Below are 17914 nucleotides of genomic sequence, written 5' to 3'. Positions count from 1 at the left end.
ATCATGGCACAAGCAAAAAAGAAAACGTCGGAATTTGATCCACAGGAACTGCTCGCTTTTTTGAGACAGGATGAGTTGGACTATCCGGCTGGCGCAAAGAAATTCGGGGAGGCGGCATTACCGCTCCTCGCTGAACTTATTGAAGGGAATGATGAAAACCTATCCATCAAAGCCGCCTACCTAGTAGGCTATATCTCCGGAACCGGAGCTGATGAAATCCTAAAGGCAGCTGCTGATCGCGGTATTGCCCCTGTTCGGATTGCGGCGGCATATGGCGCTCAAAAGCGGGAGCCTAAAATCGCCGAAGCGATTCTACAGCGATCCCTTGACGACAATGATCCCTCTGTGGTGAAGTTTGCAATGCGCTCAGCATCCGCATTGAAAATGGAAAAAAACTTTAAAAGTAAAATCGATCATATCTCCAAAACTTTCCTAAATGACAGCATCAAATCCGATGCAATGGAGCTTATGAAAAAGATGAAGTAATTAACCTGTTGAACCCGATTGAAGAGCCGTCTAGTTTAGACGGCTTTTTTTGGTTTTGACATAGATTTACACTTCTCTGAAGAGCTAGAGGTATCTATTCAAAATCTTTCAATTTCGAATAAAATATAAAATCACACATTGATTCCTTGTCCAGAGCTTTATTTTACTGAAACAATCAGGGCGAAAAGTATTTGGGCTAATGTGGACAAAAGTAAATCTGATTATCCGCTTCTTTGCCAGTAGGGCAAGATGGCCTCGACTTCGCTCGGCCACCGGGTTTCAGGTTATTAAAGGGAGGGGAGGAAAATGCGGCTGGGCCGCATTTTCCTCCCCTCCCTTAAAAACAAAAACTAACGGACACCGAGCGAAGTCGAGGTGAAACTTAATAAAATTTGGCTACTGGCAGAATTGCGGATATACATAAAAGTAAATTAGCTAATTTAGTAGACAGTCGTATGCTAAAATCTTCCTTATTGAGTATATGGGGTCGATAGTTTAAGAATATGATTTTTTAAAAAATCAACCCGATTTACGGCATATTCAATTGTAAATAGCTTTTAAAGGAAGGTTTAAAAATGTATTTTAATACATCCGTTTCCAACAAAAGAATCAAGGCTTATGGATGTAATATTTAGTATCGGGATATTAATATTCATTGGGTATCTAGCCGGAGAGTTGGCAGAAAAAATACAACTCCCCAAAATTTCCGGTTACATCCTGGCTGGGCTGCTCCTAAATCCAGATTTATCAGGGATTATGTCTCACGAGTTTGTGGACCAAACTGACCCTTTACTTTCCATTTCCTTATCTGTAATAACATTTTCAATAGGGGGGTCATTATCGATACAAAACCTTAAGACTACAGGCAGCAAGATCTTAACCTTAACAGTGATGGAAAGTCTGTTTGCCTTTATTTCTGTCTTTCTGTTTATGTTTTTTACTCTTTATTTTTTCATTCACATTTTCGAGTCAGTTCATGTGGTAATTGCTATCAGTTTGGTTCTAGCTTCCTTGGCAGCTCCGACGGACCCATCTGCTACACTAGCCGTAATCCATGAATATAAAGCAAAGGGTGAGGTGAGTTCTACGATGATTGGAATTGCAGCTTTTGACGATATCGTGGGCATCATTATTTACACCCTAGTTACTGCATTTGCAGCTTTCTTTTTGGGGAAATCGGATATTGAATTCAGCAGTACCCTATTGGATCTGGGCTTAAATATTGGCGGTGCATTACTTGTGGGCGGATTGATTGGTTTACTTTTTTATTTGGTCACCAAAATTTTTAAAAAGCAGGAGGAAGGAACCTTAATCGTTTTAACCATAAGCTTAATATTATTAAGCTATGGAGTTGCAGATTACTTTGGGTTTGAATCTCTTCTAGCTACTATAGCTCTCGGAACTGTTGTTGTAAATTTTAATCCACTTTCAGACAAAATCTTCAAGCTTATTGAACGCTATACTGATGAGTTGATTTTTGTGGTATTCTTTACATTATCAGGCATGCAACTGAGCCTGAGTTCTATTACTGGAAGCTATGCGCTTATTCTTATCTATATCATTGCCAGAATAATCGGGAAATATTCAGGTATTTACACGGGGGCAAAAGTCGTAAAGTCCGATTCAAAAGTTAAAAAATACACTGCAGGCGGCCTAATTCCCCAAGGCGGTATTGTTATTGGTCTAGCACTCTTACTCGCAAAAGATCCTGTTTTTGAAGAAACTGGGTCAATTATTATGGGAGTCGTAATAGGTGCGGCTTTAATTCATGAAATCATAGGTCCTATTTCATCCAGATTTTCGCTCTCTAAAGCTGGGGAGCTGAGTTAGGTTAAACTTTAACCCATTTAAAACATGTGTGAATTAGCTCATCTTGAGGTAGATCTGTTTCAAAAACTAAAGGTCCAAAAGATCGCTTTTCTATTTCCAATCCACAGCAACTTTCCCGGTTGCTTTGATCTGGATCAGCAGGCCATTTTGCATCGGATAAAATCCTGCAGGAAGGATATTAAGGTTTTGAATTTCCAAATCTGCAATCGGGGTGGACAATCCCAATCTATCCTGAATAGACCCCAAACTTCCATCCAACAATTCCCCTATTGGAAACACCGCTCGCCTTTCGATATTCTTAATTATTTTTCGCTTTTTCAATCCTACTCCGGTTTGTGCTCCAAGATTTCCACTTTCCAGTTTGAAATTCACATCCTTAAAAATCAATCGACGTAATTGTCCATCATAAGCAGGTTTGCCCACAGCGAAAATTGTCCCTTCCAGCGACTTGCCATTACTTTTCTCCGCAAAGAAATCCATACTTACCGCGACAAATTCCCCAAAAGCTTGGGTCTTGATATTGGAGGGAATCATGGTGGTCTTCTTGTCTATTCGGAATAATTTATCCGACAGATTCTCGGCTAAAAGCTGATCCAGCTCAGAATAGCTGACGCTTAATGGCATCAGAATCTCCAGCTCGTTTTTGTCGTTGAGATTAGGACTAAGTTTTGGTAAAGGAAAAGCTCGTGAAGGGGCAGCGGTAGCAGGATGTGAATTCACTTTGCCAGAAAGCCCAAGCCAGACGTTGAAGTTTTGATTGGCATCAAAAAACTCTCGGAATCGAACTTCCTGAGGCTGGATCGAAAAAGCGGTCTTCACCCCTTCCAATTCCACCTCAAAGGGTTTTCCTACCTGAGCCCAAGTCAAATCTATCAAAGGTTTTAGGCTGACAATTGATTCTTGGCCAACCAGATTTTGTTCGCTCCATTTTCGGATCTCCCTACCAATCAAGCTGCTCAAATCCACTTGCATCCCGAGGATGTCAAGCGACAGCGAACCTCCCAAATCGACTAATTCAAGGGCTTTGATTCCCAAATCCCAATTGGAATTGATTTCCGGATCGACCACAAATACAGGATTTAATTGCTCATTAATCGGGATTTTTGATTTGAAAAAACTTCCTAAACCACCTTTTTTGAGTCCAACTTGTCCTTGAACTGAAATCGGAACCCGTAACTCAATAAGCTGACTATCCAGTGCGGTCCAAGTAATCACTCCATTTCTACTTAGTTTCAAATCACCGTTTATTCCCGAACCCATATCAACATCCTTTTCATCAAAGAGTACCGCAGGAATCTGAGAATTGAAAATCTTATCCAAAGTAGCCTTTGGAATTTGTAAGGGAACATTCACTGAAGAAAGTGCGGGGGGAGGTAATAGAAGAGGTCCCGGATCGCTGGTTGGACTCAGAGTTTTACAAGCAGAAAAACTGATGATCACCAAACCGAATAAAAGGAAACTTTTAAGAAAAAAATTAAGAGATACTATTTTCATGAATGATTGAGGCTTAGAAGGGAACTATTTCATCCCTGCAAGTATTGTCCCAAAAGTAAAGAATAAACAAATGAACTGGAATAAACTGACTCAACCCGGCCAAATCGCAGAAATTAAAGCACTAAGCGAATCAACACCTGTGATGATCTTCAAGCATAGCACCCGATGCTCAGTGAGTGGCATGTCTCTTGACCGACTTCTGCGCAATTGGAAACATGGAGATGAAGAAAAGGTTGTTCCTTATTTTTTGGATCTTATCGCATATCGAGAATTATCAAACCTCGTGGCCCAGGAATTCGGTGTGCCGCATCAGTCTCCTCAGGTGATTGTCATCAAAAACGGTTCTGCGATCTTTGATACTAGTCATTTTGGGATTTCCTATCCGGAGATCATGGACCAAGTTTAATTTTTTTAGACTTTCAAACGGGTAAAAAACCATTTATCCAATCCTGTATCCATTCTTATTTTAGTTTGACGTCCCAGTAAACCTTTCGTATTGTCAATCAGTCAAAGTGTAAGAACTTTGTAACAATATGAAAAACAAATACGCATTTATTTTACTGATTTTTAGCAGCTTACTTGCTTTTTCAGCCTTTGGTCAAAGACCAACTGGAGAGGCTCGACAGGCTAGAGTATTCACTGGAATAGTGATCGATGGAGTCACCAATACTCCCATGGCTGGAGCCAACGTGCTGATCAAAACAGTCACGGATTCCCTTTTGGTCGGAACTGTCACTGATGGGCAGGGTAAATTTTCGATCGCAAGACCTCAAATTCCTGACGTCAAAATCGAAATTAAATTTATTGGCTATGTGACCATCACAAAGAATCACAACTTTAGAGATCCTGTTGAATTAGGAAATTTGATTCTTTTGGAAGATTCCAAAGTACTCGATGAGGTGGTAATCGAAGGCCTCAATCCGGTTGGAGAGCAAAGAGGAGACACCACTTCCTTTAATGCAAAGGCTTTCAAAACCCAAGAAAATGCACAGGCTGAAGATTTGATCCGAAAAATGCCTGGCATCACCATGCAAGGCGGGCAGCTTCAAGCTCAAGGTGAAGCGGTTCAAAAAGTATTGGTTGACGGAAGAGAATTCTTTGGTTCGGATCCAAGTATCGCGCTTCGAAACTTACCAGCTGATGCAATTGAGCGGGTGGAAGTTTTAGATCAGCGCTCGGATCAAAGCCGATTAACTGGATTTGACGATGGGACTTACACCAAAACCATCAATATTATTCTCCGAGAAGATCGCAAAAATGGTCAGTTCGGTAGAGCTTATGCAGGATATGGTACGGATGATCGCTATTCCGCAGGTGGAAGCGTCAACCTATTTAAGGGAGACCAACGAATTTCGATTTTAGGATTATTTAATAATATCAACCAACAAAACTTCTCCAGTCAGGATCTTGCTGGCGTCAATGCCAATGCATCTGCTGGAGGTGGGGGTCGAGGAGGAGGACGCTGGGGTGGCGGAGGAAATAATGCTTTCTCTGGAGGAAATGATATCGGTATAATTACAACCAATGCAGTGGGTCTAAACTACAGCGATAAATGGGGTAAGAAGGTGAATTTCACTGGAAATTATTTCTTCAACAATACCGCAAATACCCTCAGCCAAATCACCAACCGTGAAACTGTAATCAATGAAAGCTTAAGCCAGATTTATCAGGAAAATCTGATCAACACTGTCGATAATTACAATCATCGTGCAAGCGGTAGAATCGAGGCAGATTTGAATGATAAAAATTCTTTGGTAATCACGCCGTCATTTTCATATCAAAACAATAAGACTTTCAGCGATCGGGATGCCTTGACGTTGGCCAGCACTGGAGATTCCCTGAGTGCACTTCGTTCTATTTCAAACACAGAAACGAAAGCGCTAAATATTTCAAATAATATTACCTATCGATACAAGTTTGATAAGAAGGGAAGAACACTTTCTACAGATATCAATACCACTTGGTCTAATCGGGATCAATTATCCAAATTATTAGCAGCAAGCCTAGACTACAATCGGGATCGACTAGATACTACCGAACAGCGTACGGACGCATTAAATGATGGTTTTAACTATAGAATCAATGCTACATTAACTGAGCCGCTTGGCGAAAAGTCAATTGGAACTATTGGATATCAAATCAGCAATAACGACACTAGGGCTGATCAAAAAACCAGAGTGCTAGACCTCGAAAACCAATTTGTGCTAGATAGTGCCTTGAGTAACGAGTTTGATAATAAATTCATCACGCAGCGACTCCGAACCGGCTATGCCTACAACAACAGTGGCTATAGCATCAATTTGAATTTGGATTATCAAAATGCTCAATTAAACAACGAAGCCTTCTTCCCTACTCCTGGCGTATTTAAGCGTAGTTTTAACAATATCCTTCCAAGTGCCAATGTCAACTTCCGAAATCGAGAGACTGGTTTTTCTTGGCGGGTTCGCTACCGAACTGATACCGATGAGCCGAGTGTAAATCAGCTTCAGAATGTAGTCAACAACCAGAATCCTCTCAATCTAAGTGTGGGTAATCCCAACTTGGGACAAAGCTTTAACCACAATATTTTCGCAAATATCAGCAAGGTGAATCTGGAAAAGTCTAAAACACTCTTCATGTTTATCAACTATTCGGCTACTGCAAATTACATTGGGAATAGCACCTTTATCACCGCTCAGGATACCTTGATCAATGGAGAAATTCTCCTTCGGCCAGGTGGACAAATCTCCAGACCGGAAAACTTGGATGGTAACTTCCGAACTCGATTCTTCTTGACCTATGGCATGCCGGTAAAGAAAATCAAGTCGAATCTGAACTTGAATACCCGACTAGGATTCAACAGAACTCCGGGTTTGATCAATGGAGACCTAAATCTGAATGATAATATCGACTTGAGTCAAGGCTTTACACTCAGCAGTAATATCTCCAAAAACGTGGACTTCACGATCAGCACTACGGGTACTTATACCATCGTCAATTCCAGCTTGCAGTCGAATCTGGATCAAAACTACTACATCCAGGAATCTAATCTGAGGCTGTATTATTCACCGAATAATGGAAAGACCTTTATCGGAAATAACATCAACAACACCTTCTATAGAGGATTGTCTGCAGGATTGGATCAGTCTGTTTGGCTATGGAATATCGAGGCAGGTCAGCGATTTGCGAAGAATAACAAGGCAGAACTGAAAGTCGTGATCTTTGACTTATTGAATCAAAATAATAGCATCAGTCGAACCATTTCCGATGTAGCGGTAACCGATGTATTCACCAATGTCCTGACTCGCTATGGCATGCTGACCTTCACTTACATCATTGGTAACTTCAAAGAACCAGAGCCATCAAATAATCCTTGGGAAAGAGGCCGGCCAAGCGGAGGTAGAACTTGGTAGAAGTGAGAAGTCTTAAGTGAGAAGTATAAAAATCTAACCAATAAAAAGCCACTTGAACTCAAATTCAAGTGGCTTTTTTGATTTTAATCTCAGTTATCACCTTAAATTTTCTTTAAATTGATTTTCAGCCGTTTGCAAAAAAAAAAAAAAAAAACGCCATTCCTGTATTTTTAAGAGTTTTGATCAAATAGATTTTGACCTTAACGTAATTATTAACCACTAAATTTTCATAAATATGAGAAAGATTAAAAAATTACTTATTGGAGGGCTATTCTGCATGGGAGTTGCCTTGATGTTTAACAGTTCTGAATCCAATGCTCAGGGAGCTGGACCATTGCCAGGCAATCACATTTGCTGTCCATCTGGTACGGGTTGTGTAGATAGGCAAGGATTTCCATGGCTTCAGGATGAAACTATAACAGCTACTACATGTACGAAGAATCCAATACTTGGATGATCAAAAATCCAAGCTGTCTCAAATTTGAAGCAGCCTCATTTATTTGAATCAACACTTAATCAAAGAATAATTTCTTTTTACTTTATGTACCTAATGTTTACTAATAAATAAAACTTGCATGGAAAAAGCCTTTTTACCGATATTTTTATTATTTCTTTTTTCAAGCTGCAATTTTGATAAACCTACTTCCGTTTTTGATTTTGAACGAAATGGAAAACCCTCATTTGAATTAAAAGGCCAAAAAATATACTTTCCAGAAATCCTTAATCCTTGGAAAATAGACCAAAAAGGAGAGTTTTTAATAGTTCAGGAAAGCTATCGGATACCTTCGGATAAACCTTTAATTCATATTGTCAGTAAAGAACCACTCTCCTACTATTCCTCAAAAGGCATTAGTGGCGAAGGGCCTGGTCAAATATCAGACTCTGACATCTTTGATCCTGGACTTTCAGATTCTACTTTTTGGATCAATGCAGTGATGATCAAAAAGATGGCGCAATTTAATCTATATGATACTTCCAGACTTTCGATTATGGAATATCGCCAACCAGAAAATATGATACTTGCTTATACCATGTATTTGACCAATAAGGGCACTTTTATGTGCATGATGGCAGATAGCCCAAACAAATTAACAGAGTTTGATTTTGATGGGAATCAAGTGGCGGCGTTTGGAAAATGGGAGCAAATCCCGGAGCAACCAGAAATGGATAATTTCCTGCTAATGACCTATAACAAAGGAAGGCTAAAAACAAATGCCGAAAAGAATGTTTTTGTAAAAGCAAGTATTTATCGAGATCGATTGGAAATACTCGATTACGAAACTAAAAAAATTACAATAGTAGATGGGCCAAGACTAGAGCTCCCTCCTGCTAATATCTCTGGATCGGGTTCAAATTCAGCCCTAGTTTTCTCCACGGATCAAAAATATGGTTTTTGGGATCTAGCAGTGGGTCAAAAGTTTATTTTTGGTCTATACTCTGGGAAAAGCCAAGACGAAATCCAGAAGTTGGGAAAAAACTCTGAAACGATTTATGTCCTAACATTTAATGGCGAAATGCATGCTAAATTAGACTTAAACCAATCGGTGAGTGGAATTACCGTAGATGAATCCCTTGGTAAAATCTACGGCATCACAACCGATGAAGAGCCTGGAATCGCAGTCTTTGATATCCCGAAGGAATTGTTGAAGAAATAAACTGAATGAAAAAAGCCGCTTGAAATCAAATTCAAGCGGCTTTTTCAGTAAATATTCCTTAAGGAATTACATCTTTGGCAATACTACTGTATCCACTGAGTGAATCACTCCATTAGACTGGAATACATCGGCGATTGTTACTCTAGACTGGCCACCATTTGCATCTGTGATGTATAGGTCTTTGCCTTTCATCCAAGCGGTCAATGTTCCACCTTGAACCGTTGTCAAAGTCGCTTTACCATTTCCTTTTTTGATGGCTTCCGCGATTTCTTTGGATCCCATTTTTCCGGCCACGACGTGGTAAGTTAATACTGCTTGCAATTGCGCTTTGTTTTCAGGCTTTAGAAGTGTCTCAACGGTTCCTTTTGGAAGCTTGTCAAAAGCAGAATTCTCAGGAGCGAAAACGGTAAATGGACCTTTGCCCTGAAGTGTCTCCACCAAACCTGCTGCTTTTACTGCTGCTACTAGTGTAGTGTGATCCGCAGAATTGACTGCATTCTCTACGATGTTTTTGGAAGGATACATTTCTGCTCCACCGACCATTTTGGTTTTTTCCATTTGAGCAAAGGCTAGATTTGCTGTTAAAAATGCGAAGGCAAGCAGTGCCACTTTGAAATAATTTTGAATTTTCATGATGTTGTTTGTTAAGATTGATTTTTGTTAGTTTTTGTATTTGGAAGGAGATACGAGGGGGACTGGATGATTGGATTGAGGAGGGTTGAAAAAAATTCGAAAGGCGAAATACGATTTACGAGATTCTTTGAACTCCTAGTATTGATTACCAAGGACAAAAGACTGATTGAGATAGATTTCATTTTCTAACCTAAATTCTATGGCATTTATCATCTTAGAATTATTAAAAGCCGCAATAGATTAACCTGAATCTCAAGGGACCTTAATTTTCCAATTTTTCAATCTTTCAATGGGCTCTTTTGAATATCAATTTAGGTTTCCAAAAAACCCCAAAAGCCTTAGCTTTGTCATTCGAATAAAAAGAATCCCATGTACCAAGAGAAAATAGAAGCCATCAAAGCTGCCATCGCCGCAGCAGATGCGAATACCCCCGAGCAACTGGAAGCTTACCGAATGGAGTTTATCTCCAAGAAAAGTATCGTGGGTGAACTCTTTGGTGCCATGGGCCAAATTCCCAATGAGGAGAAAAAAGCCTACGGACAACTTGTCAATAGCGTTAAGCAACTGGCGGAAGAACGCTTTCAGGAATTAATCGAGAAGGTCAATTCGACCAACAAAAAATCGAAATCTGCTGGAATCGACCTCACGCTACCTCCTTCAAATCTCCCAATGGGCGGAATTCATCCGCTCACCGCTACTAGACAGCGGATCATTGAGATCTTTGAGCGGATCGGTTTCAACCTCTCCGAAGGACCAGAGATCGAGGACGATTGGCATAATTTCACCGCATTAAACTTCCCTGAAAATCACCCGGCTCGGGAGATGCAGGATACTTTTTTCATCGAAAAGAATCCGGATATCGCTTTGCGAACACATACCTCCTCGGTCCAAGTGCGAGTAATGGAGAATCAAAAACCTCCAATTCGTACCCTTTCTCCAGGAAGAGTATATCGAAATGAAGCCATCTCTGCTCGTGCGCATTGTATTTTCCATCAGGTGGAGGGACTTTATGTGGATGAAAATGTTGGTTTCGCTGACTTGAAAAATACGCTTTACCATTTCGCTAAGGAGATGTTTGGCAAGGAAACCAAAGTCCGTTTCCGACCTTCTTTCTTCCCTTTTACCGAGCCAAGTGCTGAGATTGATATCACATGCTTGATCTGTGGTGGCAAAGGTTGTAACGTCTGCAAAGGCAGCGGCTGGGTAGAGATCGGAGGTTCTGGAATGGTCGATCCGAATGTGCTGGAAAACTGTGGCATCGATTCTAAAAAATATACCGGATTTGCTTTCGGGATGGGTATCGAGCGAATCGCGATGCTGAAATATCAGATCAAAGATTTGAGACTATTCACAGAGAATGATTCCAGATTTCTGAAGCAATTCCGAACGGTGCTCTAGCAGAAGAAATACAAAATGAAAAGGGAGGCAATAATAAAATTGCCTCCCTTTTTTTGTCTCTGTCAAACCTTTGTGCGGTTAAAAAAAGCTTTAACTGATTGCCTTTCGTGAAGTCACGAACCGGGGTAAATTTTCAGTTTTCTGATTTGAGCTTTCTGACTTAAAAACTTTGCGGCCTCTGTGAAACCCTTCGTGGCCTTCGCGGCTAAAAGATTCTTAAACCGCTTTTGACGTTTCCATCTTGTAAAGTATATCCTCGTAATCGAGTTTATTCCAGTTTTCGGTGATCAGTGGATCTGCCATTACCCGATTCATAATAGTCTCCTGAAGCTTCCCTTGAGCATAAGCTTCCGCATAACCCATATCTGAGAAAGTCACCATAGAATACAGTGGAATCCAATCATTCGGATAGAGTTCGTGAAGCTTTGCCTCAATCTTCTTGCGGATAATAAACTTAGGATCAGAGACAGAATCCCGCATCTCCACAAAGTTTTCCATTGCTAATTGGCAGATGGCATCCGTATCTGACTTTCGTTTCTTTTGAAACTTTTCAAATACCAAACTCCAGGAATTTGTCCCCAACTTATCAATTAAACCATTTAAGATCGAGCAATCCTCAAAGCCACAGTTCATGCCCTGCCCATAAAAAGGTACCATTGCATGCGAGGCATCACCTAGCAATATACTTGTTCCTTGCACCCAAGGATAGCACTCCACATTGATCAAGGCAGCAGTAGGGTTTTTGAAGAATTCTGTTTTCAAATCCGGCATGAGCTGATAGGCATCATCAAAATAGGTTTTGAATACAGACTCTAAATCCTGATCATCATTGATTTTATCGAAACAAACTTTTGTCCCTTCAAATGGCAAAAAGAGAGTGCAGGTAAATGACTTATCCGGGTTAGGCAATGCAATCAGCATAAACTTTCCTCTTGGCCAGATATGCAAAGCATTCGGATCCATGGCAAATTCACCTTCTGGGGTAGCCGGAATCGTCAATTCTTTGTAGCCGTGGGAAATGTATTCCTGTTTGTAATTGAAACGGATCTGCTTCTGCATAGACATACGAAGCGCAGAATAAGCACCGTCGGCACCAATAATTGCAGAAGCGATTATTTTAGATTCTCCTTGCTCAGTTTCGAAAGTGATTTCCTGATTTCGGAAATCTACATTAACACACTTATGCTCGAAATTGAAATTCACTCCCAATCGTTCGCCTTCCTCGGCAAGAAGTTGATTGAATTTTCCTCTGGAAATAGAATAAATGGCTTGATTGACCTTTCCATAAGGAATAAATGAAGTCCCTCCATGCTCATCATGAATCTTACGACCATACATTGGGATCGCAATAGGGAGCACTTTATCCTTTAGCCCAACCTCCTCAAGGGCTTTCCAACCCCGATGGCTCAACGCCATATTGATGGATCTGCCACCTTCATCGTAAGGTTTTTGACGCTTGTCAGGACGCTTGTCGTAGACAGAAACTTCCAGACCTTGACGTTTGAGATATATTGCCATCAGTGTACCGATAAGACCAGCACCCAGAATAGTTATTTCGTTTTTTTTCATTCGGATAGTTTATCCATGCTTCTCTTTAAGCGAATTTTTTCAAGGATTGTTCCAAAATCTGAGCAAAACGGAAAACATCCAAGAAGCTGTTATATAGCGGAGTAGGAGCCAATCGGATTACATTAGGATTTCTCCAGTCCCCAACCACGCCATGTTTATAAAACTCATCAAAGACTGCTTTGCCTCCCTGATGAATCAGCAAAGATAATTGACAGCCTCTTTCGGCAGGGTTTTCTGGTGTAATTATTTCCAAAACACCTGATTTACCGCTGATTTGACGGATTAAAAATTCCAGATAACCTGTAAGTTTTTCACTTTTTTCTCGCAAATTCTTTATCCCAGCTTCCTGAAAAATATCCAAAGAAGCCTGATGTGCTGCCAAAGCCAGAATATTTGAATTGGCCAACTGCCAACCGTCTGCTCCATGCATGGGGATAAATCCCTTTTCCATCAGAAATCTCTTCCCTTCATCATGTCCCCACCATCCTGCAAACCGTGGTAAATCAGGTCGATCTGCATATTTTTCATGAACATAGATTCCTGAAACATTCCCCGGACCGGAATTCATGTATTTATAACTACACCAAGTAGCAAAGTCGACCTCCCAGTCATGAAGACTTAAAGGGGCGTTACCTGCGGCATGTGCTAAGTCAAATCCAGCAACTGCCCCGACAGCATGAGCTGCAGCAGTGATCGTCTTCATATCAAAAAGCTGCCCGGTGTAATATTGAATTCCCGCCATATTCACCATGGCCAGCAAATCACCTTGGCGGTGAATTTCCGCCAGAATATCTTCGGTTCTTAACGTATGCTCTCCAACTCTTGGCTTGAGCTCTACGATCACTTCCTCCGGGTTCAAACCATGCCATTTCACTTGAGATTCCAGCATGTATTGATCCGAAGGAAAAGCTCCGGCTTCGATAATAATTTTATAGCGATCCTTGGTAGGCCTGTAAAAAGAGACCATTAGCAAGTGTAGGTTCACAGTGAGGTTATTCATCGCCACAACTTCATGGGGATGCGTGCCAAGAATTTCCGCCAAAGCTGGCTTCGATTTCTGGCGAACAAACATCCAAGCATCCTCGCCTTCAAAATGTCCATCCACTGCCAAGTCAGCCCAATTTCCTAGCTCTTTTTCCAAATAGTCTTTGACAGATTTTGGCTGAAGTCCTAAAGAATTGCCACAAAAATAGATGGCTTCTTTGCCATTTACTTTTGGAAATAGAAATCGGTCACGGAAACTTTCCAAGGGATCATTTTGATCCATCTTTTGAGCAAAAGCTTCAGAATATTCGTAGTTCATTTTTTTCAGGTTGAAAGGTTTGAATTTGGAAAGTGGCAAAGTTAGAAGACGAAATATGTTTATTCGTCATGTCTAACTGCAAACGGCTCACTGGAAAACTGCCCACTGCACTCATTTCTTCATTACTGTTCCACAATTTTTGCAGGTACAATGCTCCGGATTATTCCAGAATCTATCCATAATCGGAGGAAGTTGGTTGACTATATCGGTGAGTTCAACATACTCCTCGTAGAGTAGTTCCCCACAGTTTTCGCAGTGCCAAATAAACCCATCCTGCTCCCCCGCTCTTCTATAGCGCTCGATAACCAAACCGATTGTATTCGCTGGTCTTCTTGGAGAATGGGGGACTCTTGGAGGCAGAAGAAAAATTTCACCTTCTTTGATTTCGATGTCTTTGGGCTTCCCGTCCTCAATGATTTTCAAGATAATATCCCCTTCCAATTGATAGAAAAACTCCTCCCCTTCATCGTAATGATAATCCTTCCGGGAGTTTGGACCACCTACCACCATCACAATAAAATCCTCATTTCCCTTGAAAACCTGCTGATTACCTACCGGAGGCTTCAACAAAGGTCGGTTTTCATCGATCCACTTTTTAAAATTGAAAGGTTTTGATACTGCCATAATCTTTGTTTTGTTGGGAAATCCTCGATTTGAATCAGTCTTAAAAGTATTAAAAAACCCCCGTTTTTTGGTTTACTTTGTTCAAAAGCCCAAAATCCATGCGTCTGCCTATTATTGACATGCACTGCGACCTGCTTTCTTACTTATGCAGTGTCCCAAGTGCCAACCCTTATTCCAAAGATGACATCGCCTGTGCGATTCCCTGGCTGATCGCCGGAGGAGTACGGATGCAAGTGATGGCAATCTATACCGATGTCAGACCCGAAAGCATGAAACTGGCAAGCAAACAAGCGAGCATTTTTTCCAAACTTCTTCAGCATAACCCTATCGATCTAGCTTTTGTTGACAATTCCTTTCTTTCAGATTGGGCAAAACAAAAGCAGGTTGGAATCATCACTTCGGTAGAAAATGCCGCTGGACTAGGAAATGAATCCGCTTCCTGGCCGGAAATCTATACTCAGTTTGATTCCATAATCAGCCAAGTGGGAAAATTGGCTTACATCAGCCTGACTCACCATACCGAAAATCGATTTGGAGGCGGAAATTATACCGATGGAATCGGCCTGAAAGATGATGGTAAGAAGTTGTTGGATTACATGTCTGGTAAGCAAATCCCAATTGACCTTTCTCATACTTCCGATCTTTTGGCTGAAGGAATCCTGACTCACATCGATAGCCAGAAACTTGATGTCAAGGTGATTGCAAGTCATTCAAATTTTAGAGCAATCTGGAACCATCGACGCAACTTGACTGATGAGTTTGCTAAAGAAATCATCCATCGAGGCGGAATCATCGGAGTGAATTTCCTTCGGGCATTTTTAGATACCGATGTTCCGGAGCGATTATTTGAGCATATTTTGCATGGGTTTGAAGTTGGGGCAGAGAAAAACATCTGCTTTGGGGCTGACTTTTTCTACACCAAAAACTTTGGCGATCCGAGCCGAATCCCATTCTACTTTCCTTTGGCAGAAAATGCCGGAAAATACCCTTTGCTTTTAGATAGCTTGGAACTTGACCTAACCGAAAAGCAACTCAAAGGCTTGGCTTTTGAAAATGCTCTTAACTTCTATAAAAAACTCTGGAGCTAATGTCATCTCACCATTTTGTAAAAGAGCAACAGGAGCCTGCGGTATTTATTTTAGATGCCGCCAACATTGAATTTGAGCGAATTTCTGGGCTTTTGGAATGGGTGCCGACGATTTTGGTAAGCGAAAAAGCCTTGGATCGGGTGCTGAGCTGGGGGATCAAAATCGATGTAATTTTGGCCTCGGCTGCTTTTCAAAAAGAAAACCTCCAACTTCTGGAGGAGCAATATCCCGTAAAATTCCTGACCGTTGAAAGTGATGATTTTTTAAATGAAGGATTGCAATACCTCTTGGCAAGCAAGCATGAAGCCGTGCATTTGCTTGGGATTTCCCATCAAAGCGCATTTGAACTTCAGGAAAAATTGGGCTTAATGAACCTGACCATGGTCGATGGAAACTGGAAATACTACCCAGTCAAGTCCGGGAAATTCAAAAAGTGGTTTGCAGCGTCTTCCATTCATATCCACGGAAAAGAGGGAATGCCGGTAGAGATCAAAAATTCAGAAGGGGAAATTCTACTTCCTATTACTTACGCGACAATGATTGAAGTTCCTGAAGGAATCACCGAGATCAATGCTCCAGGAATTTTCTGGATTGGAGAGGAGATTTCCTAGTACTTTTTAGAAAGACAACTCATTGAATCAAGATAAGCGGGCCATTGAAAAATCGTCTTAATTAAAAAATTTTATTCCTGAATCCAGATTAGAGGGATTGTCTGGTTTCAACTTCCTGCCTCCCACTTCCCGACCACCATTCTGTCTTTCCCATTCAAATCTTTTAATAATCTTAGCTCTGTAAACCCCTTTTCCTCCAGCAAGGAAAGTACTCCTGCACCGAACTCTTCATGAATCTCGAAGTAGAGTCTACCGCCTGGCTTTAATAATTTTTTACCTTTCTCCGCGATGACTCGATAGAACAGCAACGGATCATGATCAGGAACAAAAAGTGCTAAACCGGGTTCAAAATCCAATACATTTTGATGCATTTCAGCCTTTCCCTTTTCGGGAATGTAAGGGGGATTACTTACCAAAACATCCAAGTCTTCAATCGGTGGAAGCTCTTCCAAAATATTACATTTCAAGAAAGTCACCTCCGCATGAAGTAGTTTTGCGTTTTTTCTAGCCACCTCGAGGGCTTCTTCAGAAATATCCAAACCATAAACTTCAGCTTGATTCATCTCCAAAGCCAATGAAATCGGGATACAACCTGTTCCTGTGCCGATATCCAGAACTTTCAAGCCGGGCGATTTATTTTCCTTAAGGATCAAATGAACCAGCTCCTCGGTTTCATTTCTGGGGATGAGGGTAAAGGAGTTCACCAGAAATTCATGGCCATAAAAAGGAGCCTTCCCTAAAATGTATTGAATGGGTTCTCCCTTTTTGAGTCGATCAAAATCATCCCAAAGCTTTTTGGGTAAATCCTTTTCTTCCAAAAAATGCATCATATCCACTCTTCGGAGCCCAAGGTGATGTTCCAAAAGCCAATTGACCAAGCTAGTCGCTTCCTGGCGATCATAGATTTCGAGTTGAGACGAAAGTTTTTGGACTAATTCTGAATAGTTAGGCATTCTTATGAACCTTGATAGATACTAAAACCGTAAAAGTAGCAAACTCAATCCTCCAAATATGAAAAAAATACTTTTACTCCTTTTAGCATCGGGTTTATTCTTCGAGTCCTTTGCCCAGTCAGATGCTAAAGTTTGGATTGGAATCGATGGATCTTATTGGCAAAAATCAGTTAAAACTTCCGGTTTAGTAAGTTTAAAAAATGAAAATTTTGGAAGTTTACGTCCAATGATTGGATTAAAACTCAATCAAAAGTGGGATTTGGGAATCATGATGAGTTTTAATTCTTACGTCGAGGAGATCTCACCATTGAGTTTGACTACTTTTTCCTCCAATTTTAACGAGGATGGAATTTTGATTTCTCAAGATGCTCAGACTACCCATTACCAGACTAGCATTGATAATCAACTTTTTGGAGTTGGCCTCTTCGCAAGAAGGCACTTTAAACTAAATGAAAGATTTTCTTTTAATCTAAGTCCCTACGTCTTAAGAGAATCAGGCAACTCTGGCACAATGGATTTTTATTATCCTTACAATCTTACTTTCTATGATTATTGTTTAAACTGCCTTTCCATTTTTCCAGGTCCTATAGAAGTCCCTATCAGTGAGGAAAATTGGAGATTTGGCGTAGATGCAGCTTTTGCATTTCAGGCTTCAAATTGGCTGAAGCTAGAAATACGGGCAAATTTGCTTGAATTGAGACAGCAAACCCTAAATGATGAGCGAAATAATCTTAGCAATGGATTGGCAACATTTGATCCCTTCCTCTCTGCGACTCAAGGCTATTTCGGCAATTACTCAGACTTCGGCTCGGCTATCACCCGCGAAGGAATCCGCTTTGGGTTAGTCTTTACTCCCTTTTGAATCTAGGAATCTGAAG

Annotated in this window: 16 protein-coding genes; 10 read left to right on the top strand and 6 right to left on the bottom strand. The window is 40.8% G+C overall.

All coding sequences use genetic code 11. The annotated features are described in order from the left end of the window. The first annotated feature begins 3 nt into the window (after positions 1 to 3). Both BVC88_RS07550 and BVC88_RS07545 read left to right on the top strand, forming a co-directional pair. Positions 4 to 486, top strand: coding sequence for a HEAT repeat domain-containing protein (locus tag BVC88_RS07550; protein WP_075350054.1), 483 nt, complete (start codon positions 4 to 6; stop codon positions 484 to 486). Positions 487 to 1104: 618 nt separating this feature from the next. Further along, entirely contained in the window at positions 1105 to 2316 is a 1212-nt protein-coding gene (locus tag BVC88_RS07545) for a cation:proton antiporter (protein WP_075350053.1), read from the top strand. Between the two features lie 90 nt (positions 2317 to 2406). Here the strand turns inward: BVC88_RS07545 and BVC88_RS07540 are convergent, their stop codons facing one another. Beyond that, positions 2407 to 3810 (bottom strand): DUF4403 family protein, encoded by a 1404-nt coding sequence (locus BVC88_RS07540; protein WP_075350052.1) that lies wholly within the window; start codon positions 3808 to 3810, stop codon positions 2407 to 2409. 70 nt (positions 3811 to 3880) lie between these two features. Between BVC88_RS07540 and ytxJ the strand changes: the two genes are divergently transcribed. The 4 genes from ytxJ (at position 3881) to BVC88_RS07520 (ending at position 8857) form a co-directional block, all read left to right on the top strand. Next, the gene (gene ytxJ / locus BVC88_RS07535; protein WP_075350051.1) at positions 3881 to 4216 is read left to right on the top strand and encodes a bacillithiol system redox-active protein YtxJ; all 336 of its coding nucleotides are present in this window, start codon (positions 3881 to 3883) and stop codon (positions 4214 to 4216) included. A gap of 127 nt (positions 4217 to 4343) precedes the next feature. Next, entirely contained in the window at positions 4344 to 7202 is a 2859-nt protein-coding gene (locus BVC88_RS07530) for a TonB-dependent receptor (protein ID WP_075350050.1), read from the top strand. A 235-nt stretch (positions 7203 to 7437) separates the two neighbouring features. Then, complete coding sequence (locus BVC88_RS07525; RefSeq protein WP_075350049.1) at positions 7438 to 7659, top strand: hypothetical protein; 222 nt, start codon at positions 7438 to 7440, stop codon at positions 7657 to 7659. Between the two features lie 118 nt (positions 7660 to 7777). Continuing rightward, positions 7778 to 8857, top strand: a complete 1080-nt coding sequence (locus BVC88_RS07520; RefSeq protein ID WP_075350048.1) for a BF3164 family lipoprotein — start codon at positions 7778 to 7780, stop codon at positions 8855 to 8857. Between the two features lie 66 nt (positions 8858 to 8923). Here the strand turns inward: BVC88_RS07520 and BVC88_RS07515 are convergent, their stop codons facing one another. After that, complete coding sequence (locus tag BVC88_RS07515; protein WP_075350047.1) at positions 8924 to 9490, bottom strand: fasciclin domain-containing protein; 567 nt, start codon at positions 9488 to 9490, stop codon at positions 8924 to 8926. A 369-nt stretch (positions 9491 to 9859) separates the two neighbouring features. Between BVC88_RS07515 and pheS the strand changes: the two genes are divergently transcribed. Beyond that, positions 9860 to 10888, top strand: coding sequence for a phenylalanine--tRNA ligase subunit alpha (pheS, locus tag BVC88_RS07510; RefSeq protein ID WP_075350046.1), 1029 nt, complete (start codon positions 9860 to 9862; stop codon positions 10886 to 10888). A 216-nt stretch (positions 10889 to 11104) separates the two neighbouring features. Here the strand turns inward: pheS and BVC88_RS07505 are convergent, their stop codons facing one another. The 3 genes from BVC88_RS07505 to BVC88_RS07495 all read right to left on the bottom strand — a co-directional run bounded on the left by BVC88_RS07505 (position 11105) and on the right by BVC88_RS07495 (position 14384). Continuing rightward, the gene (locus BVC88_RS07505; RefSeq protein WP_075350045.1) at positions 11105 to 12457 is read right to left on the bottom strand and encodes an FAD-dependent oxidoreductase; all 1353 of its coding nucleotides are present in this window, start codon (positions 12455 to 12457) and stop codon (positions 11105 to 11107) included. Between the two features lie 25 nt (positions 12458 to 12482). Further along, the gene (kynU, locus tag BVC88_RS07500; protein WP_075350179.1) at positions 12483 to 13760 is read right to left on the bottom strand and encodes a kynureninase; all 1278 of its coding nucleotides are present in this window, start codon (positions 13758 to 13760) and stop codon (positions 12483 to 12485) included. Between the two features lie 111 nt (positions 13761 to 13871). Beyond that, positions 13872 to 14384: a 3-hydroxyanthranilate 3,4-dioxygenase gene (locus BVC88_RS07495; protein ID WP_075350044.1), complete on the bottom strand. Its 513-nt coding sequence runs from the start codon at positions 14382 to 14384 to the stop codon at positions 13872 to 13874. A 98-nt stretch (positions 14385 to 14482) separates the two neighbouring features. Here BVC88_RS07495 and BVC88_RS07490 point away from each other — a divergent pair, with 98 nt between their 5' ends. Together BVC88_RS07490 and BVC88_RS07485 are read left to right on the top strand one after the other, a co-directional pair. Further along, complete coding sequence (locus BVC88_RS07490) at positions 14483 to 15472, top strand: dipeptidase (RefSeq protein ID WP_075350043.1); 990 nt, start codon at positions 14483 to 14485, stop codon at positions 15470 to 15472. Next, positions 15472 to 16083 (top strand): thiamine pyrophosphokinase, encoded by a 612-nt coding sequence (locus BVC88_RS07485; protein WP_075350042.1) that lies wholly within the window; start codon positions 15472 to 15474, stop codon positions 16081 to 16083. The genes BVC88_RS07490 and BVC88_RS07485 overlap by 1 nt, the downstream gene beginning before the upstream one ends. 107 nt (positions 16084 to 16190) lie before the next feature. Here BVC88_RS07485 and prmC read toward each other — a convergent pair whose 3' ends face one another. Further along, positions 16191 to 17036, bottom strand: a complete 846-nt coding sequence (gene prmC / locus BVC88_RS07480) for a peptide chain release factor N(5)-glutamine methyltransferase (RefSeq protein ID WP_075350041.1) — start codon at positions 17034 to 17036, stop codon at positions 16191 to 16193. Positions 17037 to 17094: 58 nt separating this feature from the next. On the opposite strand from prmC, the gene BVC88_RS07475 reads away from it, so the two are divergent. Next, complete coding sequence (locus tag BVC88_RS07475) at positions 17095 to 17898, top strand: hypothetical protein (protein ID WP_075350040.1); 804 nt, start codon at positions 17095 to 17097, stop codon at positions 17896 to 17898. Positions 17899 to 17914 lie beyond the last annotated feature (16 nt).

Origin of the sequence: Algoriphagus marinus, assembly GCF_001936475.1 — a bacterium.
Lineage (GTDB): Bacteria > Bacteroidota > Bacteroidia > Cytophagales > Cyclobacteriaceae > Algoriphagus > Algoriphagus marinus.
This window is presented reverse-complemented; position numbering and strand designations above follow the sequence as displayed.

What these genes read in the sequence shown, in the direction of transcription:
- BVC88_RS07550 (WP_075350054.1), top strand. Translation starts at nt 4, where the DNA reads ATGGCACAAGCAAAAAAGAAAACGTCGGAATTTGATCCACAGGAACTG.
- BVC88_RS07545 (WP_075350053.1), top strand. Translation starts at nt 1,105, where the DNA reads ATGGATGTAATATTTAGTATCGGGATATTAATATTCATTGGGTATCTA.
- BVC88_RS07540 (WP_075350052.1), bottom strand. Translation starts at nt 3,810, where the DNA reads ATGAAAATAGTATCTCTTAATTTTTTTCTTAAAAGTTTCCTTTTATTC.
- ytxJ (WP_075350051.1), top strand. Translation starts at nt 3,881, where the DNA reads ATGAACTGGAATAAACTGACTCAACCCGGCCAAATCGCAGAAATTAAA.
- BVC88_RS07530 (WP_075350050.1), top strand. Translation starts at nt 4,344, where the DNA reads ATGAAAAACAAATACGCATTTATTTTACTGATTTTTAGCAGCTTACTT.
- BVC88_RS07525 (WP_075350049.1), top strand. Translation starts at nt 7,438, where the DNA reads ATGAGAAAGATTAAAAAATTACTTATTGGAGGGCTATTCTGCATGGGA.
- BVC88_RS07520 (WP_075350048.1), top strand. Translation starts at nt 7,778, where the DNA reads ATGGAAAAAGCCTTTTTACCGATATTTTTATTATTTCTTTTTTCAAGC.
- BVC88_RS07515 (WP_075350047.1), bottom strand. Translation starts at nt 9,490, where the DNA reads ATGAAAATTCAAAATTATTTCAAAGTGGCACTGCTTGCCTTCGCATTT.
- pheS (WP_075350046.1), top strand. Translation starts at nt 9,860, where the DNA reads ATGTACCAAGAGAAAATAGAAGCCATCAAAGCTGCCATCGCCGCAGCA.
- BVC88_RS07505 (WP_075350045.1), bottom strand. Translation starts at nt 12,457, where the DNA reads ATGAAAAAAAACGAAATAACTATTCTGGGTGCTGGTCTTATCGGTACA.
- kynU (WP_075350179.1), bottom strand. Translation starts at nt 13,760, where the DNA reads ATGAACTACGAATATTCTGAAGCTTTTGCTCAAAAGATGGATCAAAAT.
- BVC88_RS07495 (WP_075350044.1), bottom strand. Translation starts at nt 14,384, where the DNA reads ATGGCAGTATCAAAACCTTTCAATTTTAAAAAGTGGATCGATGAAAAC.
- BVC88_RS07490 (WP_075350043.1), top strand. Translation starts at nt 14,483, where the DNA reads ATGCGTCTGCCTATTATTGACATGCACTGCGACCTGCTTTCTTACTTA.
- BVC88_RS07485 (WP_075350042.1), top strand. Translation starts at nt 15,472, where the DNA reads ATGTCATCTCACCATTTTGTAAAAGAGCAACAGGAGCCTGCGGTATTT.
- prmC (WP_075350041.1), bottom strand. Translation starts at nt 17,036, where the DNA reads ATGCCTAACTATTCAGAATTAGTCCAAAAACTTTCGTCTCAACTCGAA.
- BVC88_RS07475 (WP_075350040.1), top strand. Translation starts at nt 17,095, where the DNA reads ATGAAAAAAATACTTTTACTCCTTTTAGCATCGGGTTTATTCTTCGAG.